Source organism: Pseudomonas sp. KU43P, assembly GCF_033095865.1.
Taxonomy (GTDB): Bacteria; Pseudomonadota; Gammaproteobacteria; order Pseudomonadales; family Pseudomonadaceae; genus Aquipseudomonas.
In genome coordinates this window covers 1056289-1082379 of sequence record NZ_AP019365.1, presented here as the reverse complement: position 1 = coordinate 1082379, position 26091 = coordinate 1056289, and the positions used below count along the sequence as shown (strand labels likewise).

The following is a 26091-nucleotide window of genomic DNA, read 5'->3' as shown; positions in this document are numbered from 1 at the left end:
GAATTCACACATGCAATGGGAAGTTGTGATCGGGCTGGAAATTCATACCCAGCTGGCCACCCAGTCGAAGATCTTCTCCGGCAGCGCCACCACCTTCGGCTCAGAGCCGAACACCCAGGCCAGCCTGGTTGACCTGGGCATGCCTGGCGTACTGCCGGTGCTGAACCAGGAAGCCGTGCGCATGGCCTGCATGTTCGGCCTGGCGATCGATGCCGAGATCGGCAAGCGCAACGTGTTCGCGCGCAAGAACTACTTCTACCCGGATCTGCCCAAGGGCTACCAGATCAGCCAGATGGATCTGCCGATCGTCGGCAAGGGCCACCTGGACATCGCCCTGGAAGACGGCACCATCAAGCGCATCGGCGTGACCCGTGCGCACCTGGAAGAAGACGCCGGCAAGAGCCTGCACGAAGACTTCAGCGGCTCCACCGGCATCGACCTGAACCGCGCCGGCACACCGCTGCTGGAGATCGTCTCCGAGCCGGACATGCGCAGCGCCAAGGAAGCCGTGGCCTACGTCAAGGCGATCCACGCCCTGGTGCGCTACCTGGGCATCTGTGACGGCAACATGGCCGAAGGCTCGCTGCGTTGTGACTGCAACGTGTCGATCCGTCCGAAAGGCCAGGTCGAATTCGGCACTCGCTGCGAGATCAAGAACGTCAACTCGTTCCGCTTCATCGAGCGCGCCATCAACAGCGAGATCCAGCGCCAGATCGACCTGATCGAGGACGGCGGCAAGGTGGTACAGGAAACCCGCCTGTACGACCCGAACAAGGACGAGACCCGTTCCATGCGCAGCAAGGAGGAAGCCAACGACTACCGTTACTTCCCCGACCCGGACCTGCTGCCGGTGGTCATCGAGGACAGCTTCCTGGAAACCGTCCGTGCCGGCTTGCCGGAGCTGCCACCGCAGAAGGTCGAGCGCTTCCAGAGCCAGTACGGCCTGTCGGCCTACGACGCCAACGTGCTGGCCTCCAGCCGTGAGCAGGCAGACTACTTCGAAGAAGTGGTGAAGATCGGTGGTGATGCCAAGCTGGCCGCCAACTGGGTCATGGTCGAGCTGGGCAGCCTGCTGAACAAGCTGGGCATCGAGATCGACCAGGCGCCGGTTTCCGCCGCGCAACTGGGTGGCATGCTGCTGCGCATCCGCGACAACACCATCAGCGGCAAGATCGCCAAGACCGTGTTCGAGGCCATGGCCGCCGGTGAAGGCGATGCCGACAGCATCATCGAAAGCAAAGGCCTGAAGCAGGTCACCGACACCGGTGCGATCGACAAGATGCTCGACGAAATGCTCGCTGCCAACGCCGAGCAAGTCGAACAGTACCGCGCCGCTGACGAGGCCAAGCGCGGCAAGATGTTCGGCTTCTTCGTCGGCCAAGCGATGAAGGCATCCAAGGGCAAGGCCAACCCCGGGCAAGTGAACCAATTGCTCAAGGCCAAGCTCGAAGGGTGAGCTGAAAACTGCGGCGAGGGCTTTGCCCTCGATCGCCGGTAAGCCAACTCCCAGGATCACCTGTGGGAGCCGGCTTGCCGGCGATGGGCCGCACAGCGGCCCCAACAGCAGCACCGGAGCATCCGACTTGCTAAAACGATCCCTCACCACGCTCGCCCTCTTCTCCCTCCTGGCCGGCTGCGCCAGCCAAGACATCGACCCCAGCGGTTACGACAAGACCGGCACCGCCTCCTACTACGGCTCGCGCCACCACGGCAAACGCACCGCCAGCGGCGAAGCCTTCAACCAGAATGGCCTCACTGCCGCCCACCGCTCCCTGCCCTTCGGCAGCCGGGTACTGGTCACCAACCTTGCCAACAAGCGCAGCGTGGTGGTCCGCATCAACGACCGCGGCCCGCATACCCGCGGCCGGCTGATCGACCTGTCACGTGCTGCAGCAGAAAAAATCGGCATGGTCCGTAGCGGAACGGCGCGCGTCCGGGTACAAGGTCTGAGCGACTGACGCCACTGGAGCCCCGACCATTTTCGACCTGGCCACCCTCCCCACCTTCAGCCTCCTGCAACTGGGCACTGCCCTGCTGTTGCTGGTGGCCGGTGCCGAACTGCTGGTGCGAGCCGCCCTGCGCCTGGCCCTGCGCCTGCATGTGCGCCCGCTGATCATCGGCTTGAGCCTGGTAGCATTCGGCAGCACCGCGCCGCAGATGACCGTGAGCCTGCAGGCGGCCTACCAGGGCGCGCCCGACGTGGCCGTGGGCAGCGTGATAGGCAGCAACATTTTCAACGTACTGGTCATCCTCGGCCTGGCGGCCCTGATCATCCCATTGCGTGTTTCCCGCCAGCTGGTGCGCCTGGACATTCCGCTGATGATCCTCGCCAGCGGGCTGGTGTATGCGCTGGCAGCCAATGGCCACCTGGGGCGAGTGGAGGGCCTGTTGCTGCTGCTCGGCCTGCTTGGCTACCTGGCCATGCTCTGGCATCAGTCACGGCACTATGCCCGCACCTATCCCGCCCCACGCCCGCTTGCCAGCAGCAATGCACGCTTCTGGTCAGGCACGCTGCTGCAGGTGTTGTTCGGCCTCGGCTTGCTGAGCCTGGCTGGCCATCTGTTGCTGGAAGCTGCCGTGGAGGTGGCGACCGACCTTGGCTTGTCCGAACGCATCATCGGCCTGACCGTCGTGGCGGTGTGCACATCGCTGCCTGAACTGGCCGCTGCACTGATCGCCGCCCTGCGTGGCGAGCGAGAAATTGCCGTCGGTACGGTCATCGGCAGCAATCTGTTCAACTTGCTGGCGGTATTGGGCCTGACCGCGTTGATCACCCCCGAACCGTTGACCATTTCGCCCAATGCCCTGGGCTTCGACCTGCCCGTGATGCTGGGCGTCGCTGCCCTGAGCCTGCCGGTGTTCTACTCCGGCTACCGGATCACCCGTGCCGAAGGGTTGGTGTTCCTGTGCCTGTACCTGGCCTACGGCCTGCACGTGGTGGCGTTCACCACCGGCATGCCGCTGGCCGGCCGCCTGGAGCGGTTGATGCTGTTCTATGTCCTGCCAGTGCTCGGCGTGGTGCTGCTGTTCACCACGGTTCGCGCCTGGCGCCGCCAACACTAAGGAAAACAACATGGCTGAAAGCAAGACCGGCGAACAGATCCGCCGCCAGGTAATGGGCGATGCATTCGTCGACCGCGCCCTGGGCAACGCCACCGAGTTCACCCAACCGCTGCAGGACTTCGTCAACGAACATGCCTGGGGCAGTGTCTGGGCACGTGACGGGCTGCCGTTGAAAACCCGCAGCCTGATCACACTGGCCACGCTGACGGCGCTCAAGTGCCCACAGGAACTCAAAGGGCATGTGCGCGGGGCATTGAACAATGGATGCACGGTGGAGGAGATTCGCGAAGCGCTACTGCATTGCGCAGTGTATGCGGGGGTGCCGGCGGCGATCGATGCGTTCAGGGCGGCGCAGGAAGTGATCGACAGTTATCAGCCTTGACCCTATCGCTGGCAAGCCAGCTCCCACATCGACCTCAGCGCTGCTGATTATCTGTGGGAGCCGGCTTGCCGGCGATAGGGCCGCTGCAGCCTCAGCCCTTGGCCTGCCGCGCCTTCTTCAAGCGGAAGGCCACATAAAGCACGGCAATCCACGCCGGGATCAGCATCACCGAAATCCGGATCGGCGGGGTCAGGTACATCACCACCAGAATCAGCACGATGAACGCCAGGCACAGGTAGTTGGTCAGTGGATGCCCCCAGCTGCGGTAGAACGGAGTGATCCCCGCCGCCAGCTTGGCCTTGCGGAACTTCAGGTGAGTGATGCTGATGCTCGCCCAGTTGATCACCAGCGCCGACACCGCCAGCGCCATCAGCAGGCCGAACGCCTCACCCGGCATCAAATAGTTGATCAGTACACACAAGCCCGTGGCGAATGCCGACACGCCCAGCGCCGTCAGCGGCACACCGCTACGGCTGACCTTGAGCAACTGGCGCGGCGCATCGCCCTGGCTGGCCAGGCCGAACAGCATACGGCTGTTGGCATAGACGCAGCTGTTGTAGACCGACAGCGCAGCCGTCAGCACCACGACATTGAGGATGGTCGCCACCAGGTCACTGTCCAGCTCGTGGAAAATCATCACGAACGGGCTGCCGCCCTGCACCACCTTCTGCCACGGGTACAGTGACAGCAGTACTGCCAGGGCACCGATGTAGAAGATCAGGATGCGGTACACCACCTGGTTGGTGGCCTTGGGAATGCTTTGGCGCGGGTTGTCTGCCTCGGCGGCGGTGATGCCCACCAGCTCCAGGCCGCCAAAGGAGAACATGATCACCGCCAGGGCCATCACCAGACCGGTGACGCCGTTGGGGAAGAACCCGCCGTACTGCCACAGGTTCGCCACGCTGGCATCCGGGCCACCGTGGCCACTGCCGAGCAGCCAGGCACCGAAACCGATCATGCTGACGATCGCCACCACCTTGACCAGGGCGAACCAGAACTCCATTTCGCCGTAGACCTTCACCTGGGTCAGGTTGATCAGGTTGATTGCCACGAAGAAGATCGCTGCCGTGGCCCAGGTCGGGAACTCCGGCCACCAGTACTGCACGTAGATGCCCACGGCGGTGAGCTCGGCCATGCCGACCAGCACGTATACCACCCAGTAGTTCCAGCCCGAAACGAAGCCGGCAAACTCGCTCCAGTACTGGTGGGCGAAGTGACTGAAACTGCCTGCCACCGGCTCCTCGACCACCATTTCGCCGAGCTGGCGCATGATCAGGAAGGCCATCAGGCCAGCCACGGCGTAGCCCAGCAGCACGGAGGGGCCGGCCAGCTGGATGGTCTGGGCGATGCCCAGAAACAACCCGGTGCCGATGGCCCCACCCAGCGCAATCAGCTGGATATGGCGGTTCTTCAGCCCGCGCTGCAAGCGCTCGGGCGTGCTCTGGTCTTGCATGAAGTGTCCTTTAGCTCAGTGAGGCAAGTGTCGTTGTGTGCAGTGAAGGATCTAGATCCATCCGCCCCACTGCAAGATGAAAATCCCAATATTGGTGGTGATCGCCGCCATTAGCGTGGTTATCACGATGATCGAGGCGGCCAACTCATGGTTGCCGTTGGCCGCGCGTGCCATGACATAGCTGGCCGCAGCGGTCGGGCTGCCGATGTACAGGAACAGGATCCCCAGCTCCGCCCCGCGAAAGCCGCAGAGCCAGGCACCGAGGGTGCCGAGCAGCGGCAACCAGACCATCTTCACCAGGCTGGCATCGACGGCCAGTTTGCCGCTGTCGCGCAGCGCCGCCAACGATAGCGTGCCGCCAATGCAGATCAAGGCCAGTGGCAAGGTCATCTGCGCCAGATAGTCGCCTGAAGTGAGCAACCAGTTGGGCAACGGCACCTGGCCGTAGGCCATGGGCGTGGCCACCAGCACGCTGATGATCAGCGGGTTGCTGAAAATGCTCTTGCAGATGCTCCAGGGGTCGGATTTCAGGTCTGGGCTGTACACCGCCAGCACCACGGCCGACAGCGAGTTGTACATCAGGATCACCAGGCCCGCGAGCACCGCCCCCAGGGAAATGCCGTAGTCGCCATACAGGCTGGCGGCCAAGGCCAGGCCAATCACACCGTTGTTGCCGCGGAACGCGCCCTGGGTATAGATGCCGCGATCGGCCAGTGGGCTGCGCCAGATGGCCAGGCCCCAGGCAATGGCGAACCCTATCAGGGTGGCGGCGACGAAATAGAGAAGGACGCCTGGCTTGACCGCGGTGGCCAGGTCCGCATGGTAGATGCCGAGGAACAGCAGTGCCGGCATGCACACGTTGAACACCAGCTGCGAGGCAACTCGGTTGAAGTTGTCGTCGATCAGGTGGATGCGTTTGAGCAGCACGCCCATGAACAGCATGGCGAAGACTGGCGCCGTGATGTTCAGCGTCTGGATGAGAAGGGCGAGCATGCGCAAGCGATCCTGGGAGGGTTGCCGTTAGGCGGCTAATGATACGTCAACGCGCCAGGAGTTGCGGAATCGGCTGCAATTTTAGGAAATTTCCGTCAGTACCGGCCTCATCGCCGGCAAGCCGGCTCCCACAAGGGATCAGCGCTGAGGCGGCTAATGATGCGTCAACGCGCCAGGAGTTGCGGAATCGGCTGCAATTTTAGGAAATTTCCGTCAGTACCGGCCTCATCGCCGGCAAGCCGGCTCCCACAAGGGATCAGCGCTGAGGCGGTTAATGATACGTCAACGCGCCAGGAGTTGCGGAATCGGCTGCAATTTTAGGAAATTTCCGTCAGTACCGGCCTCATCGCCGGCAAGCCGGCTCCCACAAGGGATCAGCGCTGAGCTTGTGGGAGCCGGCTTGCCGGCGATGAAGGCAGCGCGATTCAGCGCCGGACCGGCCGCTTCTGCAGCTTGCGCTGCAACGTCCGACGGTGCATGCCCAACGCCCGCGCTGTAGCCGAAATATTGCCCTCGTGCTCGTTGAGCACGCGCTGGATGTGCTCCCACTGCAGGCGGTCCACCGACATCGGGTTTTCCGGCACCAGGGAATCCAGGTCAGTATGCTCCGACAGCAGCGCCGCCAACACATCATCGGCGTCCGCCGGCTTGCACAGATAGTTGCAGGCCCCGCGCTTGACCGCTTCCACCGCGGTAGCAATGCTCGAGTAACCGGTCAGGATCACCACGCGCATTTCCGGGTCCAGTTCCAGCAGCTTGGGCAGCAGCACGAGGCCCGAGTCACCTTCCATCTTCAAGTCCAGCGTGGCGTAGTCCGGCAGGTCCTGCTGGGCCAGGATCAACCCTTCTTCGGCGGAGCTCGCCGTGCTCACGCGGAAACCGCGACGGCTCATGGCTCGGGCCATCACCCGGGTGAAGGTGGCATCGTCATCCACCAACAGCAGGTGCGGCAGCTCTTCGCCTTCGACCTGGTTTTCTTCGCTCATCATTCATCTCCTCGCTTGCCATGGGGCAGGCGCAATTCGGTCAGGGTGCCACCCTGTTCATGACTATAGAGTTTCACCGAACCGCCCGCACGGGTCACGCTGGCCTTGCTCAAGAACAGGCCCAGGCCGAAGCCTTTGCCTTTGGTGGTAATGAAAGGTTTGCCGATCGCCTCGGCGATGGCCGGCGGCACGCCGGGCCCATGGTCACGGATGCTGATGACGATGTCGTGGGCGTCCCAGTCCAGGCGCACTTCCAGGTCGTCGGGGCAGGCATCGGCGGCATTGTTCAACAGGTTGAGCAACGCCTGGGTCAGGTCGGGCGGCGGTGTCAGGCGCGGCACCTGGCCGTCGCGCAGGCGCTGGAAGCGGTAGCTGGCTTCTGGGCGCATCAGGTGCCAGCGGTTGAGCGCTTCATCGAGCCAGGCGGTGACGTCCTGCTCGACGATCGCCAGGCGGCGGTTGGCCTCGGCAGCACGTACCAGCTGCTGCAGGGTCTCCTTGCACAGCTTGACCTGGTCCTGAAGTATCTGCAGGTCTTCCTGCAGCAGTGGGTCGGGGTGATCCTGGCGCATTTCGTTGAGCAGCACGCTCATGGTCGCCAGTGGCGTACCCAACTCGTGGGCAGCACCGGCAGCCTGGGTGGCCACGGCCAGCAGTTGCTCGTCGCGCAGGCTTTCTTCACGGCGCTCGGAGCGCAGTTTCTCCTGGCGACGCAGTTCTTCTGCCATGCGTGCGGCGAAGAAAGTGATGACCGCAGCGGCCAGGGCGATGCTCAGCCACATGCCGTAGACCTGCATCTTGTCCCGCGCCATCGGTAGCCCTTCGAGCGGGTAGAACTGCACCAGCAGCAGGCTGTAGGCGGTCAGCGCGATGCCGGAAAGAATCAGCGAATACAGCCAGGGCAAGGTCACCGCGGCAATCGCCAGCGGCACCAGGTAGTAGGAAACGAACGGGTTGGTCGAACCGCCGGAGTAGTAGAGCAAGGCACTGTGAATCAACAGGTCGCAGGCCAGTTGCAGGGCGTATTCAAGTTCGGTGACCGGCAGCGACAGGCGCAAGCGCAGCGCCGTGAAGGCGCACAGCAAGGATGACAGCGCCAGCGTGGCGGCCAGCGATAGCCACGGCAGCGGCAGCAGTTCGGTCCAGTAGGCCACGCCCACGGAGCCAGCCTGAGCAGCCAGGACCAGGACGCGAATGACAGTCAGACGCCAGAGATTCTGACGGGTAGCGGACAGCGGTTGTGCGGCGGCGAGCATGAGCTCTCCTGATGAGTGCTCCAGGAAAATCGGCTGGAGTATACCGAAGCGAGGCCCTTCACTGCAGCGATGCGGCAAACCGCCACACTTTGTCACAGGTTCATGATGGCACTTTTGAACCCACTACACTGGTTTCGGTCTGATGGGCCATGCGTGGAATGGATGGCCAGACCCCACGCCTATTATTGCCAAGGAGTATCCCATGCAAATCCCACGTCGCGGCGCGGCCCTGATCCTGTCCTGCGGCCTGCTTGCCAGCCTGCCAGTGCTGGCAGCCGATGAGCCGCGCTTCAACCAGGTATCGCTGCGCGCCGAAGTCAGCAAGGAAGTACCGCGCGACCTGATGGTCGTGACCCTCTATAGCGAAGCCCAGGACAACGACCCCGGCAAGCTCGCCAAGCAGATCACCGAGACCATGAACAAGGCGGTGCAGCAGGCGCGCCAGGTCAAGGACGTGAAGATCAGCCAGGGCAGCCGCAACAGCTACCCGATCTACGACAGCAAGGGCCAGAAGATCACTGGCTGGCGCGAGCGCGCCGAGTTGCGCCTGGAAAGTGCCGATTTCCCTGCCCTTTCCAAGCTCACCGCCGAGCTGCTGCAGGACCTGAAGATGGGCGGCATGGACTTCTCCATCGCCCCGGCCACGCGCAAGGCCAGCGAAGACGCGTTGCTCAAGGATGCGGTCGATGCCTTCAAGGCGCGCGCCCAATTGGCCACCGAGGCCTTGGGTGGCAAGGGCTACAAAGTGGTCAACCTGAACCTCAACAGCAGTGGCTACCCACGCCCTTACCTGCGCAGTGCACCGATGGCCATGAAGGCCATGGGCGCCGATGAAGCCGCGCCAGCGCCGGATATCGAAGCGGGTACCAGCGAAGTCAGCATGAATGCCGATGGTTTGATCGAAGTGCAGATGCCTTGACCTAGCGGCCCGATCGCGAGCAAGTCGGCTCCATACAGGCGCTGGCTTGCCAGTGATTGGGCTAGCACTGACTACAAAGCTTTTAGACTTTTCCTACGCACTGCGACGGTGCATCTGATAGAAATCCCATCCCCGAAATATTCTGCAAAAAGCCATCATTTTGCCCGCGCAAACGTTCAACTTCCTCGAAAGTTACAGCGATGCGACATCCATGTACGTTCGTACAACCTTTCTACTGCCAACTAACCTTCTGAGTGTTGCATTGGGAACACCCCCTGCATAAGTATCCGCAGGTCGGCTCACGAGGCCACCTCAATCCAAAAATGACAACAATGAGGCCACCATGCTCAAACACGCAGTCATTCCGTTCCTGCTAGGCGCAGGCTTGCTCACCGGCGCACCACTCGCCCATGCCGCGTCCAACCTGGTGTTCTGCTCCGAAGGCAGCCCGGCTGGCTTCGACCCGGGGCAATACACCACCGGAACCGACTTCGACGCCTCGGCCGAAACCGTGTTCAACCGCCTGACCCAGTTCGAGCGCGGCGGTACCGCGGTCATTCCGGGTCTTGCGACCACCTGGGATGTGGCCGACGACGGCAAGACCTACACCTTCCACCTGCGAGAAGGCGTGAAGTTCCACACTACCGACTACTTCAAACCCAGCCGCGAATTCAACGCCGACGACGTGCTGTTCACCTTCAACCGCATGCTCGACAAGGACCATCCGTTCCGTAAGGCCTACCCCACCGAATTCCCCTACTTCACCGACATGGGCATGGACAAGAACATCGCCAAGGTGGAGAAGCTCGACGATCACACCGTCAAGTTCACCCTCAACGAAGTGGACGCTGCGTTCATTCAGAACCTGGCGATGAGCTTCGCTTCGATTCAGTCGGCCGAGTACGCCGACCAGTTGCTCAAGCAAGGCAAGGCCGCCGACATCAACCAGAAACCGATCGGCACCGGGCCGTTCGTGTTCAGCAAGTACCAAAAGGACGCGCAGATCCGCTTCAAGGGCAACAAGGATTACTGGAAGCCCGAAGACGTGAAGATCGACAACCTGATCTTCGCCATCACCACCGACGCTTCGGTGCGCATGCAGAAGCTGAAGAAGAACGAGTGCCAGGTCACCCTGTTCCCGCGCCCGGCGGACATCGAACCGCTCAAGGCCGACAAGAATCTGCAGATGCCGCAGCAGGCCGGCTTCAACCTGGGCTACATCGCCTACAACGTGATGGACAAGATCAAGGGCAGCAACGAGCCCAATCCGATGGCCAAGCTTGAAGTGCGCCAGGCACTGGACATGGCCGTGGACAAGAAGAAGATCATCGAATCGGTTTATCAGGGCGCCGGCCAACTCGCCGTCAACGGCATGCCGCCGACCCAGTGGTCCTACGACGACAGCATCAAGGACGCCGCCTACGACCCCGAGAAAGCCAAGCAACTGCTCAAGAAAGCCGGCGTCAAGGAAGGTACCGAGATCACCCTGTGGGCCATGCCCGTGCAACGCCCCTACAACCCCAATGCCAAGCTGATGGCCGAGATGCTGCAATCGGACTGGGCCAAGATCGGCATCAAGGCCAAGATCGTCAGCTACGAGTGGGGCGAGTACATCAAACGCTCCAAAGGCGGCGAACAGGGCGCCATGCTGATCGGCTGGAGCGGCGACAACGGTGACCCGGACAACTGGCTGGGCACCCTCTACGGTTGCGATGCGGTCGACGGCAACAACTTCTCCAAGTGGTGCTACAAGCCCTACGACGACCTGATCAAGCAAGCCAAGGCCACCTCCGACCAGGCCAAGCGCACCGAGCTGTACAAGAAGGCTCAACACATCCTCAAGGAACAGGTGCCGATCACCCCGATCGCCCACTCCACCGTGTACCAGCCGATGAGCGCCAAGGTGAAGGACTTCAAGATCAGTCCGTTCGCGCTGAATGCGTTCTACGGCGTCAGCGTGGACAAATAACCCCGGGCAACCCTCGCCCACTCCCGTAAACCACACCCACCCCGACGCTACCCGCGCCGGGGCTGGGCTCCTGTTGCCGGCCTTCCTACCCCGAGGCGGTGAAAACAGACGGAGAAGGACCTGTACATGCGCCACCTCACCTTGAATTCAAGCCTGCTCGGCCTCGGCTTCATGGGCCAGACCCCTGCACTGCTGGCCAACAACCTGGTGTTCTGCTCCGAGGGCAGCCCGGCCGGCTTCGACACCACCAAGCCGATCTACAACCGCCTGGTGAAATTCGAACGCGGCGGCACAGCCGTACACCGGGCGCTGGCAAGCCGATGGGACGTATCCGACGATGGCCTGCGCTACACCTTCCACCTGAACAAAGGCGTGAAGTTTCACGCCAACAAGGCCTTCACACCCAGCCGTGACTTCAACGCCGACGATGTGCTGTTCACCTTCAACCGCATGCTCGACAAGGCCCACCCGTTCCGTAAGGCCTACCCCACCGAATTCCCCTCCTACACCGACATGGGCCTGGTCAAGAACATCGCCGCCATCGAGAAGACCAGCCCGCTGACAGTGGTGTTCACCCTCCAATGACTTTTCCGGTGTGAGTGTTGATTAGGTTCTGACCTGTACTGGCTCTATCGCCGGCAAGCCGGCTCCCACAGGGATCGCTACAGATCCCGAGGCTTGTGCACCCTCTGTGGGCGCTGGCTTGCCAGCGATAGGGCTCAACACAACGCCCTCGATTCTGCCCGGCGACCCCGCGGCAACCCTGGCAACACCGCAGCAAATCACCCGGCCCACAAGGCCAGGCAATAACTAAAAGAACAGAAAGGGAGCTTTAACCTTGAGACTTTTCACGCTCACCGCACTGGCTTTGTCCATCGGCACGTACTGCGCCATGGCCCAGGCCGACACCCAGAGCCAGGACTACGTCCCGTTCACCCTCAAAACCACCAGCGAACAAGAGCAGGCCAAGGGCTTGATCGACGGGCAGAGCCTGTCCGGCAGCACCCGCAACTGGTACGCCCGCGAACGCGCCACCCGCGCACCACTGTGGAAGTACTACAAGAGCGACGGCACGCGCCACGACACACACAGCCGCGACAACTGGGTGCAAGGCACCATCCTCAACTACAGCTCGGGCTTCACTCAGGGCACCGTGGGCTTCGCCGTGGAAGCCGCCGGCTACAACGCCATCGCCCTGGAGCAGGGCCGCGCGGCCATCGCCGGGCCGAACAACCGCACCCTTACCCACAGCGACGGCGACCCCGTCGGCCAGTGGAGCAAGATGGGCCTGGCGAACGTCAAGGCACGCGTGTCCAACACCACCCTGACCGTGGGCCGCCAATCGGTGGATACACCGATGATCGCCTACATCGGCAACCGTGCCCTGCCCTCAAGCTTCCAGGGCGCGTTCCTGCACAGCGCCGAGTTCGACAACCTGTCATTCGACCTGGGCACTTTCGACCGCGTCTCGCCACGCACCGAACAGAGCCTGAGCAAGTTCCGCACCGAATACAGCGCCACCGGCGTGGAAACCGACCGCGCCAGCACCGCCGGGGTCAACTACCAGCCATTCAAGAGCCTGACCACCAGCCTCTACGCCAGCAAGGTCGATGACTTCTGGAACCAGTACTACTTCGGCGCCAACCATGTACTGGGCGACAACGCGGTACTGAGCCTGACCACCGGTCTGAACTACTACAAGACCGTGGACGAAGGCAGCAAGAAGATGGGCGAAATCGACAACGACACCTACAGCCTGTCGTTCGGCCTGACCCACCAGGCGCACACCCTCACGGCATCGTGGCAGCAGGTCAACGGCAACGAATACTTCGACTACCTGCACGAAACCAACGGCATCTACCTGGCCAACTCGCTGCTCTCGGACTTCAACGGCCCCAACGAGAAATCCCTGCAGCTCTCGTACGTGCTGAACATGGCGCCCTATGGCGTGCCAGGCCTCAAGTTCAATCTGTACAACGCCCGCGGCTGGGGCATCGACGGCACCCACTACCGTGGCACCGCCTATGACGTGAATGGCCTCGACGGCGAGACCCACTACGAGTGGGGCATCGGCACCAGCTACGCGGTGCAGAGCGGCCCGCTGAAAGACACCAGCATCCGCGCCACCTACACCGCACACCGCGCCAGCAAGGCCCAGGGCGATGGCAGCCTGGACGAGCTGCGCATCGTCACCACCATTCCGTTCAACATCCTCTGACCGTTGACGCCACGGCCCGCTCGCCCCGAGCCGTGGCGGCTACGCTGGAGAATCAATGCAGCAGGGAGGTTCCATGACATCGCTAGCACTGCGCGCGGCCCTGGCCGCGATCATTCTTGGCACGGCCGGGCAACTGGCGGCCAAGCCCTTGGTAGTGTGCACCGAAGCCAGCCCGGAAGGCTTCGACGTCGTTCAGTACACCACGGCGGTCACCTTCGATGCCTCATCCGAAACGGTGTTCAACCGCCTGGTCGACTTCAAGCCCGGCACCACCGACATCCAGCCGGCCTTGGCCGAGCGCTGGGACATCTCGCCCGACGGCCTGACCTACACCTTCCACCTGCGCCAAGGTGTGAAGTTCCACACCACCGACTACTTCACGCCGACCCGCGACTTCAACGCCGACGACGTGCTGTGGAGCCTGAACCGCCAGTTCGACCCGAACCACCCCTGGCACGCCAAGACCAGCGTCGGCTATCCGTACTTCGAAAGCATGGCCTTCAAGGACTTGCTCAAGTCGGTGGCCAAGACCGACGACCACACCGTGGTCATCACCCTCACGCGCCCGGAAGCCCCCTTCCTGCGGGACATGGCCATGGGCTTCACCTCGATCTACTCTGCCGAATACGGCGACCAACTGCTCAAGGCCGGCAAGACGGCCGAGCTCAACAGCAAGCCGATCGGCACCGGCCCGTTCATCTTCCAGCGCTACAACAAGGACGCCCAGGTCCGCTTCAAACCCAACCCTGACTACTTCCGCGGCAAGCCGCCAAGCGATGCGCTGATCTTCGCCATCGCCACCGACAGCAACGTGCGCCTGCAGAAGCTGCGCGCCAACGAATGCCAGGTGGCGCTGTACCCCAAACCGGACGACGTTCCCTCGATCAAGGCCGACCCCAGGCTCAAGGTGGCCGAGACCGAAGCCCTGGTCACCGGTTACATCGCCATGAACACCCAGCACAAGTACTTGAGCGACGTACGTGTGCGCAAAGCCATCGACATGGCCTTCGACCGTCAGACCCACGTCGATCAGCTGTTCGGCAAGGGTAATGCGCTGGTCGGGGTAAACCCGTACCCACCGACCATGATCGGCTACAACACCGATAACAAGAACCCACCCCGCGACCTGAACAAGGCCCGTGAACTACTCAAGGAAGCTGGCTTGCCACCAGGCACGGTGATCACCCTGTTCACCCGCAACGGCGGCGGCCCCACCAACCCCAATCCGCGCCTGTCCGCCGAAATGCTCCAGGCCGACCTCAAGCAGATCGGCCTCACGCTGGATATCCGCGTGATGGAGTGGGCTGAAATGCTGCGCCGTGCCAAGAAAGGCGAGGCCGACCTGGTGTCCACCGGCTGGGCCAGCGACAACGGCGACCCGGACAATTTCCTCAGCCCGCTGCTGAGCTGCGAAGCCGCCAGCAACGGCGAGAACTACGCCCGCTGGTGCAACTCGAAATTCCAGGACCTGATCACTCGCGCCCGCGAAGTGATCGACAACGACGAACGCGCAAGGCTCTATGCCGAGGCATTGAAGGTGTACGATGACGATCAACCCTGGATCAGCATGGCCCATCCGAAGATGTTCACCGCCATGCGTGAAAACGTGGAGGGTTACGTGATCAACCCTCTGACCAACAACAACTTCGCCACCACCAAGGTGAAGTAGAACAACAACGATCGCCGGCAACCCACACGGGCACCGGCGGCACCGCCGTACAACGGCTGATGAGGTAACCCCGACAATGTTGAGTTTTATTGCCCGGCGCCTGGGCTTGCTGATTCCGACTTTCTTCGGCATCACCTTGCTGACCTTCGCGCTCATACGCCTGATCCCCGGCGACCCGGTGGAAGTGATGATGGGCGAGCGCAGGGTCGACCCCGAGATGCATGCCCAGGCCATGGAGCGCCTGGGCTTGAACAAGCCGCTACCGGTCCAGTACCTGGACTACGTCGGCAAGCTGGCCCAGGGCGACCTGGGTGAATCCCTGCGCACCCGCGAGAGCGTGTGGACCGAGTTCCTCACCTTGTTCCCGGCCACCCTGGAACTGTCGTTCGCCGCCTTGCTGTTCGCTGGCACCGTAGGCCTGCTGGCCGGTGTGATCGCCGCCCTCAAGCGCGGCTCGCTGTTCGACCATGGGGTGATGGGCATCTCGCTCGCCGGCTATTCCATGCCGATATTCTGGTGGGGCCTGATTCTGATCATGTTCTTCTCGGTGAGCCTGGGCTGGACGCCGGTCTCAGGGCGCATCGATCTGCTCTACGACATCGAGCCGAAAACCGGCTTCATGCTCATCGATACCCTGCTCAGCGACGAAGAAGGCGCATTCAAGGATGCGGTGATGCACCTGATCCTGCCGGCCATCGTGCTGGGCACCATCCCGCTGGCGGTAATTGCCCGCATGACCCGCTCGTCGATGCTTGAAGTGCTGCGCGAGGACTACATCCGTACCGCCCGCGCCAAGGGCCTCTCGCCGGCCCGTGTGGTGTTCGTGCACGGCCTGCGCAACGCGCTGGTGCCGGTACTGACGGTGTTCGGCCTGCAGATCGGCACCCTGCTGGCCGGTGCCGTGCTCACCGAAACCATCTTTTCCTGGCCGGGCATCGGCAAATGGCTGATCGAAGCCATCGGTGCCCGTGACTACCCCGTGGTCCAGAACGGCATCCTGTTGATCGCCTGCCTGGTGATCCTGGTCAACTTCGTCGTGGACATCCTCTACGGCCTGGCCAACCCACGCATCCGTCATCAGCGCTGAGGCCCTCGTCATGACTAGCCCGATCCCGAAATCCGTCGCGCCGGCCAACCCGGTGGACCAGAGCCTGCTCTACCCCTCACCGTACAAAGAGTTCTGGCAGGCCTTCTCGCGCAACAAGGGCGCGGTAATGGGCCTGGCCTTCATGTGCCTGGTGGTGTTCTGCGCCCTGTTCGCGCCGTGGGTCGCCCCGCACGACCCGAGCGAGCAATACCGCGACTTCCTGCTGACGCCACCGGTGTGGCTCGAAGGCGGCAACTGGCAGTTCATCCTCGGCACCGACGAACTGGGCCGCGACCTGCTCTCGCGGTTGATCCAGGGCGCGCGGCTGTCGCTGCTGATCGGCCTTTCCTCGGTAGTGATGTCGCTGATTCCCGGCATCCTCCTGGGCCTGTTGGCCGGCTTCTTCCCGCACATCCTCGGCCCGTCGATCATGCGTTTGATGGACGTGATGCTGGCCCTGCCGTCGCTGCTGCTGGCCGTGGCGATTGTCGCGATCCTCGGCCCTGGCCTGATCAACACGGTGATCGCCATCGCCATCGTCTCCCTGCCCTCTTATGTGCGCCTCACCCGCGCCGCCGTGATGGGCGAGCTCAACCGCGACTACGTCACCGCCGCACGCCTGGCCGGGGCCAGCCTGCCGCGGCTGATGTTCGTCACCGTGCTGCCCAACTGCATGGCGCCGCTGATCGTGCAGGCCACCCTGAGCTTTTCCTCCGCCATTCTCGATGCCGCCGCGCTGGGCTTCCTGGGCCTGGGCGTGCAGCCGCCGACCCCGGAGTGGGGCACCATGCTGGCTTCGGCGCGTGACTACATCGAACGCGCCTGGTGGGTGGTGAGCCTGCCCGGCCTGACGATTCTGCTCAGTGTGCTGGCAATCAACCTGATGGGCGACGGCCTGCGCGATGCGCTGGACCCGAAACTCAAGAACGCCGCCTGAGGAGAGCGCCATGTCACTGTTGCAGATCAACAACCTGAACGTGCGCTTCGGCGACGCCAATGCCGTACCCGTGGTCGACGGCCTGGACCTGTCGGTCGAAGCTGGCGAGATCCTGGCCATCGTCGGCGAATCCGGCTCGGGCAAGTCGGTGACCATGATGGCCCTCATGGGCCTGATCGACGCGCCGGGGCGCATCACCGCCGACACCCTCAGCTTCGACGGCACCGACATGCTCAAGCTCAGCGGCCGCCAGCGGCGCAAGGTGGTGGGCAAGGACATCGCGATGATCTTCCAGGACCCGATGACCGCGCTCAACCCGAGCTACACCGTCGGCTTCCAGATCGAGGAGGTGCTGCGCCAGCACCTGGGGCTCAAGGGCAAGGCTGCACGCCAGCGCGCCCTGGAGCTGCTGAAAAAAGTCGAGATCCCGGCCGCCGAAAGTCGCCTGGACGCCTACCCGCACCAACTCTCGGGCGGCATGAGCCAACGCGTGGCGATCGCCATGGCGATTGCCGGCGAGCCCAAGCTCCTGATCGCGGACGAGCCGACCACCGCGCTGGACGTGACCATCCAGGCGCAGATCATGGAGCTGCTGGTGAACCTGCAGAAGGAGCGCAACATGGCGCTCATCCTGATCACCCACGACCTCGCCGTGGTCGCGGAAACCGCCAAGCGCGTATGCGTGATGTATGCCGGCCAGGCCGTGGAAGTGGGCCAGGTGCCGCAGCTGTTCGACGTCCCGGCCCACCCCTACAGCGAAGCGCTGCTGGCGGCGATCCCCGAGCACAGCATCGGCGCCGAACGCCTGGCTACCCTGCCCGGCATCGTCCCCGGCCGCTACGACCGCCCCGACGGCTGCCTGCTGTCACCGCGCTGCCCGTACGTGCAGGACAACTGCCGGCGCCAGCGCCCCACCCTCGATCCCCAGGCCCACAGCCTGGTGCGTTGCTTCTACCCGCTGAACCAGGAGGTGGCGTGATGGCCGTCGTTCTAACCGCACGGGAGCTGACCCGGCATTACGAGGTTTCACGCGGCCTGTTCAAGGGCCACGCCCTGGTGCGAGCACTCAATGGCGTGTCGTTCGAACTGGAGGCAGGCAAGACCCTGGCCGTGGTCGGAGAGTCCGGGTGTGGCAAGTCGACCCTGGCACGTGCCCTGACCCTGATCGAGGAGCCCTCCTCGGGTTCGCTGCAGATTGCCGGCACCGAGGTCAAGGGCGCCAGCAAGCAAGAGCGCAAGCAACTGCGCCGCGATGTGCAGATGGTGTTCCAGAGCCCCTACGCCTCGCTCAACCCACGGCAGAAGATCGGCGACCAGTTGGCCGAACCGCTGCTGATCAATACCGCGCTGAGCAAGACGGAGCGGCGTGAGAAAGTGCAGAAGATGATGGAACAGGTCGGCCTTCGCCCCGAGCACTATCAGCGTTATCCGCACATGTTCTCCGGTGGTCAGCGCCAGCGCATCGCCCTGGCCCGGGCGATGATGCTGCAACCAAAAGTGCTGGTGGCGGACGAGCCGACCTCGGCACTGGACGTGTCGATCCAGGCGCAGGTGCTTAACCTGTTCATGGACTTGCAGAAGGAATTCAACACGGCCTATGTATTCATCTCCCACAACCTGGCGGTGGTGCGCCATGTAGCGGACCAGGTACTGGTGATGTACCTGGGCCGGCCGGCGGAGATGGGGCCCAAGGAGGATATCTACGAGAAGCCGCTGCATCCGTATACGCAGGCGTTGTTGTCGGCCACTCCGGCGATTCATCCGGACCCGTTGAAGCCGAAGATCCGCATTGCCGGGGAGTTGCCCAACCCGTTGAACCCGCCGGATGGGTGCGCGTTTCACAAGCGCTGCCCGTATGCCACGGAGCGCTGTGCCAAGGAAGTGCCAGCGTTTCGGCAGGTAGGTACACGCCAAGTAGCCTGTCACTACGCCGAGCAGTTCCTCTAGCCCCGCATCGCCTTCACCAGCAAGCCGGCTCCCACAGGTAACAGTGATGCCCCTGTGGGAGCCGGCTTGCCGGCGATAGGCCGCAAAGCGGCCCCGACGATCTCAATGCATGAATATCGCGATCAGGATGATCACCGGAATCGGTACCCCAAGCATCCACAGCAGTAATGAGCGCATGACGTTTCTCCTTCCTCAACGTTGAACGGTACGACGCGCGGTGTATTCCACCCCTTCCCCTTCCAGCCACAGCACACGGTCACGCTGACGGCCACCGAACAGCGCGGCCAGGCTGGCAAAGAACGCCCCACACAACAGCGCAACGAATGTCCACAGCGCGGTCCATGCCGCCACTTTGGCTGCGGTATCGGCCGCCTGCTTGGCTTGTACTTTGGCCTGTTGCACCTGTGCGAACACCTGATCCACCCGTGCTTCGGCCTCGGGCTGACTCAAGCGAGTACGTTGCGCCACCAGCTGCGCCAGGTAGGCACGGTCGCCTTCTTCAAGCGTTCCCTGCGTGATCGACTTGGCGATGATCCGCGCCGCGATGCCGTTGGCGGCATCCTCGCTTACCGGAGCCGGGCCGTCGCCACGGAACAGGCTGTCGACGAAATAGGCGTTGGGGTCAGGCTTAGGTGCCATGCTCGCGGCAGCGCCCACGGCACTCGCCCCGGCTTGAATACCGGCACTCGCAAGGCCACCGGCGGTACTCACGATCAACATGGCTGCCACCAGCGTGGCAACCGCCCAAGCCAGGAAGCCATGGGCCGTGTCACGGAAATACACCTCATCACCGTGCAGGTTGGCCCACTTCACCCGCAGGCGACCGGCAATGTAGCCACCCAGGCCGGAGGCGAGGATCTGGGTCAGCAACAGCCAGATGATCGTCGAGATACCTAACGCCTTGGCGCTGGCACCTTCATTCGCCCAGGGCGAGGTGGCGGCAAAGCCGAGACCTGCACCGAGTACTACCAGGATCAGGGAAAGGGACGCCGCCGCAGCGGCACCGGCAAAGATGGCCGCCCAGGACACGCCTGAGCGGGACTGAGCATCGGCATAGGGGTATTCGGCAGAGGGGATCATGTGATTTTCGCCTTTTGTTGTGAGCAGCAAGACCAGTCGCGCTATTACCGGTGCAGAGGCTGTGCCAAATGTGTCAAAAAATGACTTTCAGCAAATTCAAGGGTTTAGCCTCACTCGCTGTTTTTACATCGTGCAAAAATCCCGGATTACGGCTAATGGCTCAGGGTTTATGCAATGCGAGCCCCGCGAAATGGCCGGCACTGACTTGCCTCCATTCCCGCCCCTCGGCACTATCTGCGCATGAGCCCGAACACACTCCCCGACGGCCCCGAACAAACGCCGATCACCGCCGAAACGGTCCTGCGCTACCACCTGTGCTGGAAGCACCGCGACCTCGACGGCGTGATCGCGCTCTATCACCCCGAGATCCAGTACCACGACTTCTTCCAGAACCGCGTGCTCGGGTATCGCGAACTGCGCGACTACGTGCGCGCCTGCTTGCCGCACGAGGCTGGCGAAGACATCGTCCACAGCGACCGCATCCGTGTCGATGGCTGCACCGCGTTCATCCAGTACCAGGTCACGGTACAGGGTGGCGAAGGCCTGGTGGCCTTCCAGTCGAGCGAAGCGATCACGGTCAGGGACGGGCTTATCTGGCGGGTCAACGAATACGCCACGCTGGTCCGACAGAACAGCCCGGGGCTGACCCGCAGCGGCCCGCGCCCGGCTACCAGCCGCCTGGGCCTGTCGCCCCGGCAGCTGTCAACCATGGCCCAGGACCTGGAGCACTACTTCCAGCGCAAGCGCCCGTACCTCGACCCAGAACTGGACCTGCAACAAGTGGCCGATGCCAGCGGCTACAGCCGCAACCAGATCTCCTATCTGCTCAACCAGGTGCTCGGCCAGAGCTTCTACCGCTACGTCAACCAGGCGCGCCTGCAACACCTGATGGCCAGCCTTGGCGACCACAGCCGTGCGGCGTCGATCGACGACCTGGCATTCAGCGCCGGCTTCAACTCCCTGTCGGCGTTCTACAAGTGCTTCCGCGAGCACACCGGGCTCACGCCCAAGGCCTACCTCAAGCAAAATTCCCTGCGTGCACGCACGTAGGACAGCCATCCGCCAACCCCACTAGCATCGCCCACAGACCTAGACGGATGTGGAGCCGAACCCAATGCAACCCCTGCGCACGCTCAGCCTGTGGATGGACCAGCTCGACGAGCCGCTGTGCGCCCGCCCGGCCCTGCGCGAAGACCTCGACCTGGACGTGTGCATCATCGGCGCCGGCTACACGGGCTTGTGGACCGCCTACTACCTCAAGCGCCAGGCCCCGCACCTGAATATCGCCGTGATCGAAGCCAATATCGCCGGCTTCGGTGCCTCCGGGCGCAACGGCGGCTGGCTGATGGGCAACATGCTCGGCGAAGACCGCCTGCTGGCCAGCCTGTCGCCTCAGCAGCGACGCGCCAGCATCGACCTGCTGCAAGGCATCCCCGATGAAGTTCATGCCGTGCTGCAGCGCGAGGCCATCGACTGCGACTTCCGCAAAGGTGGCGTGCTGTATTGCGCCGCCCGCTACCCGGAACAGGAGCGCAGCCTGCGTGCCTACCTTGATGACCTGTACAGCCAGGGCATGCGCGAGGAGGACTACCGCTGGCTCGGCCCCGAACAACTGGCGGCGCAGTTGCGGGTGAGCAATGCCTATGGCGCCATCTACAGCCCGCACACCGCGACCATCCAGCCGGCCAAGCTGGTGCGAGGGCTGGCCCGGGCGGTAGAGGCGCTGGGCGTGCCCATCTATGAAAACACCCCGGCCATCGACTGGCAGCCTGGCGAAGTGCGCACTCCGCTGGCCCGCCTGCGCTGCCAATGGATGGTGCCTGCAGTCGAAGGCTACGCTGCCAGCCTGCCGCCCCTGGGCAAGCACCAGCTCCCCGTGCAAAGCCTGCTGGTCGCCACCGAACCACTGCCCGAGTCGACCTGGCAACAGATCGGCCTGGCCCAAGGTCAAGCGTTCAGCGAAAACAGCCGCCAGGTCACCTATGGCCAGCGCACCGCCGACAACCGCCTGGTGTTCGGCGCCCGTGGCGGCTACCGCTTCGGCGGCCGGCTGCGCGAGAACTTCACCCTGACCGAAGCCGAAGTGGAGCTGCGCCGCTACCTGTTCAGCGAACTCTTCCCGCAGCTCAAGCACGTGCGCATCACCCATACCTGGGGCGGCAACTTGGGCATGGCCCGGCGTTTCCGCCCGCACATGCTGTGCGACCGCCAGCGCGGTATCGCCCTGTCCGGCGGCTACGGCGGCGAAGGCGTCGGCGCCACAAACCTGGGTGGGCGCACCTTGGCAGCACTGATCCTCAACCAGCACAACGAACTGACCGCCCAGCCCTGGGTGCTCGACAACCGCCCGCTGTCGAGCCTGGCCAGCTGGCCGCCAGAACCCTGCCGCTGGCTGGGCTACAACGCCATCATCCAGAGTTTCGTCCACGAGGACCGGACCCTCGCCAACCCCGCCAGCGCGCCCTGGAGGCGGCGCCTGGCCAGCTCGCTCGCGGACTTCATGGAAGGCTTCATGCACTGACTTCCCTTTCATCTGCACAGGACTCACCGGCAATGAGCATCACCCAGTTCAAACACACCGACAGCGCCGTGCTGGACAGCGCCAACCCGGTCGCGGTACCCCTTGGCGAACCCGTGTCAGTGGCCTCGGTCACTTGCGTGGAGCGCAGCGACGGCGTCGAGACCGGCATCTGGGAGTGCACCCCCGGGCGCTGGCGGCGGCAGATCGTGCAACAGGAGTTCTGCCATTTCATCAAGGGCCGCTGCACCTTCACCCCCGACGGTGGCGAGACCCTGCTCATAGAAGCCGGAGACGCATTGATGCTACCGGCCAACAGCACCGGTATCTGGGACATCCAGGAAACCGTGCGCAAGACCTACGTTCTCATCTTCTGATCCGCTGATCGCCTGCCTTCGATAACAACAGACAAAGCAAGGTAACCCCGACATGCGCACGCTCCTTATCGCACCCCTGATGCTGGCCGCCAGCGTGGCCAGCGCCGCCGACACGGTGAAGATCTACAACTGGTCCAGCTATGTCGCGCCCGACACCCTGAAGAACTTCCAGCAAGCCACCGGCATCGTGCCGACCTACGACGTGTACGACAGCAACGAGACCCTCGACGGCAAGCTGATGACCGGCAACTCCGGTTATGACGTGGTGTTTCCGTCCAACCACTTCATGGCCCGGCAGGTCCAGGGCAAGGCCCTGAAGAAACTCGACAAGACGCAGCTGCCCAACTGGCAAAACCTGAACCCGGTGCTGCTCAAGGCGCTGGAGGTCAACGACCCGGGCAACCAGTACGGTTTCCCTTATCTGTGGGGCAGCACGGGCATCGGCTACAACATCGACAAGGTCAAGGCGGTGCTCGGCGACAACGCCCCGGTCGATTCCTGGGACCTGATCTTCAAGCCCGAGTACATGAGCAAACTGAAAAGCTGCGGCGTCGCCGTGCTCGACAACGGCCCGGAGCTGCTGCCGATCGCCCTGCACTACCTGGGCCTGCCGCACCACAGCCAGGATCCGCAGGATTACGAGAAGGCCAAGGCGCTGCTGATGAAGGTGCGCCCGTACATCAGCTACTTCCACTCCTCCAAGTACACCGGCGACCTGGCCAATGGCGACATTTGCGTGGTAGTAGGCTTCTCGGGTGACGTGCTGCAGGCGAAGAACCGCGCCGACGAGGCGAAGAACGGGGTCAAGGTGGGCTATTCGATACCCAAGGAAGGCGCGCCGATGTGGTTCGACATGGTCGCCATGCCGGCTGATGCGCCGGACGAGAAGGCGGGCTATGCCTACATGAACTACCTGCTACAGCCAGAAGTGATGGCCAACATCAGTAACCACGTGCAGTACGCCAACGGCAACCTCAAGGCTGACGGGCTGGTGGACCCGGCGATGAAAGGCAACACGATGATCTACCCCAATGACGAGGTGATGGGCAAGCTGTATGCGCTGGAGGCGATGCCGGCGAAGATCGACCGCATCAGGACGCGGATCTGGACCAGTATCAAGGCGGGGAACTAGCTTTTCCGCACCGGCCCTATCGCCGGCAAGCCGGCTCCCACAGGCACCGTACAAGGCTTGAGGCCTGTAGATATCCCTGTGGGAGCCGGTTTGCCGGCGATAGGGCCACTGTGCCGATCAATGGTGTTCGCGAGTCGCGCGGAACTTGATATCCGGCCAGCGCTCTTCCATCAGCGCCAGGTTGACTCGGGTCGGCGCCAGGTAGGTCAGGTGCCCACCGCCGTCGATCGCCAGGTTCTCCATGGCCTTGTTCTGGAAGTCTTCGAGCTTCTTCTTGTCATCGCAGGCGATCCAGCGCGCCGACCACACGGTGATCGGCTCATAGGCGCACTCGACCTTGTACTCTTCCTTCAGCCGGCTGGCGACCACGTCGAACTGCAGCACACCGACCGCACCCAGGATGATGTCGTTGCTGCGCTCGGGGAAGAACACCTGGGTCGCGCCCTCTTCGGCCAGCTGCTGCAGGCCCTGGCGCAGCTGCTTGGATTTCAGCGGGTCCTTCAGGCGCACGCGGCGGAACAGCTCCGGGGCGAAGTGCGGGATACCGGTGAAGCCCAGCGCCTCGCCTTCGGTGAAGGTGTCGCCGATCTGGATGGTGCCGTGGTTGTGCAGGCCGATGATATCGCCGGCATACGCCTCTTCCAGCTGCTCGCGCTCGGAGGAGAAGAAGGTCAGCGCATCGCCCACGCGCAGGTCCTTGTTGATACGCACATGGCGCATCTTCATGCCTTTCTCGTACTTGCCCGAGCAGATGCGCATGAAGGCGATACGGTCGCGGTGTTTCGGGTCCATGTTCGCCTGGATCTTGAACACGAAGCCGGTGAACTTCTCCTCGACCGGCTCCACGGTGCGCTCGTGGGCCACACGGCCGAGCGGGCGCGGCGCCCAATCGACGACCGCGTCGAGCACGTGGTCGACACCGAAGTTGCCAAGTGCGGTACCGAAGAACACCGGGGTCAGCTGGCCGTTGATGAACTCTTCCTGGTTGAACTCATGGCAGGCGCCCTGCACCAGTTCGAGCTGTTCGACGAACGAATCGTACTGGTCGCCCAAGTGAGCACGGGCCTCGTCCGAGTCCAGGTTCTGGATGATCTTGGCTTCGGTGCGTTCGTGGCCGTGGCCGGGGGTGTAGACCACGATGTAGTCGCCGGTCAGGTGGTACACGCCCTTGAAGTCGCGGTAGCAACCGATCGGCCAGGTGATCGGCGCGGCCTTGATCTTCAGGACTGCCTCGATCTCGTCGAGCAGTTCGATCGGGTCGCGGATGTCACGGTCGAGTTTGTTGATGAAGCTGACGATGGGCGTGTCGCGCAGGCGGCAGACGTCCATCAGAGCAATGGTACGCGGCTCTACACCCTTACCGCCGTCGAGCACCATCAGCGCCGAGTCCACCGCGGTCAGGGTGCGGTAGGTGTCTTCGGAGAAGTCTTCGTGGCCGGGGGTGTCGAGCAGGTTGATCATGTGCTCGCGGTACGGGAACTGCATCACCGAGGTGGTGATGGAGATGCCGCGCTGCTTCTCCATTTCCATCCAGTCGGAGGTGGCGTGGCGGTCGGACTTGCGCGACTTCACGGTACCGGCGACGGCAATGGCCTTGCCCATCAGCAGGAGCTTCTCGGTGATGGTGGTCTTACCGGCGTCGGGGTGGGAAATGATTGCGAAAGTGCGGCGCTTCGCGACTTCGGCGGCCTGGTTGGTCATGGGAAATCGCCTGAATGGGGGATTTAAAAAGGGGCGATATCATACCTGAAGTTGGGCGCGGACCAAAATCTGCCGAATGAGTGGCGCCTGTTCCGGCGCTATCGCCGGCAAGCCGGCTCCCACAGGTACTGCACAAGGCCTGAGGCTTGTGAAGATCCCCCGTGGGAGCCGGCTTGCCGGCGATAGGGCCCGCACAGCCACAATAAATTCACCCTGCAACCGCTTTATCACGATAAATGGCCACAGGGCAGTTATTTCAACGCCTACAGCGCCATAACCCGCTGTTTTTTCTCGCCAAGATTCCAGCACCCCAGTGATTAGCACTGGCCAAATGCCTCTTCAGATGGGAACCTTTACGCCCTCGGAGACGTCCACTCCCCTGCAACCCGCTTCGCTTGGGGACT

22 protein-coding genes and 1 pseudogene are annotated in these 26091 nt (G+C 63.1%); 17 read left to right on the top strand and 6 right to left on the bottom strand.

All coding sequences use genetic code 11. From position 1 onward, the window contains the following. The first annotated feature begins 10 nt into the window (after positions 1 to 10). The 4 genes from gatB (at position 11) to KU43P_RS04840 (ending at position 3445) form a co-directional block, all read left to right on the top strand. Entirely contained in the window at positions 11 to 1456 is a 1446-nt protein-coding gene (gene gatB / locus KU43P_RS04855) for an Asp-tRNA(Asn)/Glu-tRNA(Gln) amidotransferase subunit GatB (RefSeq protein WP_317661295.1), read from the top strand. Between the two features lie 127 nt (positions 1457 to 1583). Continuing rightward, positions 1584 to 1958 (top strand): septal ring lytic transglycosylase RlpA family protein, encoded by a 375-nt coding sequence (locus KU43P_RS04850; protein WP_043172448.1) that lies wholly within the window; start codon positions 1584 to 1586, stop codon positions 1956 to 1958. Positions 1959 to 2019: 61 nt separating this feature from the next. Then, positions 2020 to 3063: a calcium/sodium antiporter gene (locus KU43P_RS04845; RefSeq protein WP_317663732.1), complete on the top strand. Its 1044-nt coding sequence runs from the start codon at positions 2020 to 2022 to the stop codon at positions 3061 to 3063. Between the two features lie 10 nt (positions 3064 to 3073). Further along, on the top strand, positions 3074 to 3445 hold the full coding sequence (locus KU43P_RS04840; protein WP_317661294.1) for a carboxymuconolactone decarboxylase family protein: 372 nt from the start codon (positions 3074 to 3076) through the stop codon (positions 3443 to 3445). A gap of 91 nt (positions 3446 to 3536) precedes the next feature. On the opposite strand, the gene KU43P_RS04835 is transcribed toward KU43P_RS04840, so the two are convergent. From KU43P_RS04835 to KU43P_RS04820, 4 genes are all read right to left on the bottom strand, one after another. Further along, on the bottom strand, positions 3537 to 4898 hold the full coding sequence (locus KU43P_RS04835) for an amino acid permease (RefSeq protein ID WP_317661293.1): 1362 nt from the start codon (positions 4896 to 4898) through the stop codon (positions 3537 to 3539). Between the two features lie 51 nt (positions 4899 to 4949). Next, positions 4950 to 5891 carry an AEC family transporter gene (locus tag KU43P_RS04830; protein WP_317661292.1) on the bottom strand — a complete coding sequence of 314 codons (942 nt, stop codon included), beginning with the start codon at positions 5889 to 5891 and terminating at the stop codon, positions 4950 to 4952. 425 nt (positions 5892 to 6316) lie between these two features. Further along, on the bottom strand, positions 6317 to 6877 hold the full coding sequence (locus tag KU43P_RS04825; protein ID WP_015269045.1) for a response regulator transcription factor: 561 nt from the start codon (positions 6875 to 6877) through the stop codon (positions 6317 to 6319). Then, complete coding sequence (locus tag KU43P_RS04820; protein ID WP_317661291.1) at positions 6877 to 8133, bottom strand: ATP-binding protein; 1257 nt, start codon at positions 8131 to 8133, stop codon at positions 6877 to 6879. The genes KU43P_RS04825 and KU43P_RS04820 overlap by 1 nt, the downstream gene beginning before the upstream one ends. A gap of 202 nt (positions 8134 to 8335) precedes the next feature. Here KU43P_RS04820 and KU43P_RS04815 point away from each other — a divergent pair, with 202 nt between their 5' ends. From KU43P_RS04815 to KU43P_RS04775, 9 genes and pseudogenes are all read left to right on the top strand, one after another. After that, a complete protein-coding gene (locus tag KU43P_RS04815; protein WP_317661290.1) occupies positions 8336 to 9052 on the top strand; it encodes an SIMPL domain-containing protein in 717 nt (238 codons plus the stop codon). A 343-nt stretch (positions 9053 to 9395) separates the two neighbouring features. Beyond that, positions 9396 to 11021, top strand: coding sequence for an ABC transporter substrate-binding protein (locus tag KU43P_RS04810; RefSeq protein WP_317661289.1), 1626 nt, complete (start codon positions 9396 to 9398; stop codon positions 11019 to 11021). A 126-nt stretch (positions 11022 to 11147) separates the two neighbouring features. Continuing rightward, positions 11148 to 11600, top strand: a pseudogene (locus tag KU43P_RS04805) (ABC transporter substrate-binding protein); the annotation flags it as partial. 259 nt (positions 11601 to 11859) lie between these two features. Then, positions 11860 to 13239, top strand: coding sequence for an OprD family porin (locus tag KU43P_RS04800; protein ID WP_317661288.1), 1380 nt, complete (start codon positions 11860 to 11862; stop codon positions 13237 to 13239). Between the two features lie 73 nt (positions 13240 to 13312). Further along, a complete protein-coding gene (locus KU43P_RS04795; RefSeq protein ID WP_317661287.1) occupies positions 13313 to 14908 on the top strand; it encodes an ABC transporter substrate-binding protein in 1596 nt (531 codons plus the stop codon). Between the two features lie 76 nt (positions 14909 to 14984). Next, complete coding sequence (locus tag KU43P_RS04790; protein ID WP_317661286.1) at positions 14985 to 15995, top strand: ABC transporter permease subunit; 1011 nt, start codon at positions 14985 to 14987, stop codon at positions 15993 to 15995. Between the two features lie 10 nt (positions 15996 to 16005). Further along, entirely contained in the window at positions 16006 to 16932 is a 927-nt protein-coding gene (locus KU43P_RS04785) for an ABC transporter permease subunit (RefSeq protein ID WP_317661285.1), read from the top strand. Between the two features lie 10 nt (positions 16933 to 16942). Further along, positions 16943 to 17911: an ABC transporter ATP-binding protein gene (locus tag KU43P_RS04780; protein ID WP_317661284.1), complete on the top strand. Its 969-nt coding sequence runs from the start codon at positions 16943 to 16945 to the stop codon at positions 17909 to 17911. Beyond that, a complete protein-coding gene (locus tag KU43P_RS04775) occupies positions 17911 to 18879 on the top strand; it encodes a peptide ABC transporter ATP-binding protein (RefSeq protein ID WP_317661283.1) in 969 nt (322 codons plus the stop codon). The genes KU43P_RS04780 and KU43P_RS04775 overlap by 1 nt, the downstream gene beginning before the upstream one ends. A 192-nt stretch (positions 18880 to 19071) precedes the next feature. Here KU43P_RS04775 and KU43P_RS04770 read toward each other — a convergent pair whose 3' ends face one another. Next, on the bottom strand, positions 19072 to 19959 hold the full coding sequence (locus tag KU43P_RS04770) for a hypothetical protein (RefSeq protein WP_317661282.1): 888 nt from the start codon (positions 19957 to 19959) through the stop codon (positions 19072 to 19074). 240 nt (positions 19960 to 20199) lie between these two features. Between KU43P_RS04770 and KU43P_RS04765 the strand changes: the two genes are divergently transcribed. From KU43P_RS04765 to KU43P_RS04750, 4 genes are all read left to right on the top strand, one after another. Continuing rightward, positions 20200 to 21009, top strand: coding sequence for an AraC family transcriptional regulator (locus KU43P_RS04765; protein ID WP_317661281.1), 810 nt, complete (start codon positions 20200 to 20202; stop codon positions 21007 to 21009). A 64-nt stretch (positions 21010 to 21073) separates the two neighbouring features. Continuing rightward, positions 21074 to 22480 carry an NAD(P)/FAD-dependent oxidoreductase gene (locus KU43P_RS04760; RefSeq protein ID WP_317661280.1) on the top strand — a complete coding sequence of 469 codons (1407 nt, stop codon included), beginning with the start codon at positions 21074 to 21076 and terminating at the stop codon, positions 22478 to 22480. 32 nt (positions 22481 to 22512) lie between these two features. Next, positions 22513 to 22854, top strand: a complete 342-nt coding sequence (locus KU43P_RS04755; protein ID WP_317661279.1) for a cupin domain-containing protein — start codon at positions 22513 to 22515, stop codon at positions 22852 to 22854. A 52-nt stretch (positions 22855 to 22906) separates the two neighbouring features. Beyond that, a complete protein-coding gene (locus KU43P_RS04750; RefSeq protein ID WP_317661278.1) occupies positions 22907 to 23986 on the top strand; it encodes a polyamine ABC transporter substrate-binding protein in 1080 nt (359 codons plus the stop codon). Between the two features lie 117 nt (positions 23987 to 24103). Here the strand turns inward: KU43P_RS04750 and KU43P_RS04745 are convergent, their stop codons facing one another. Further along, complete coding sequence (locus tag KU43P_RS04745) at positions 24104 to 25687, bottom strand: peptide chain release factor 3 (protein ID WP_317661277.1); 1584 nt, start codon at positions 25685 to 25687, stop codon at positions 24104 to 24106. Positions 25688 to 26091 lie beyond the last annotated feature (404 nt).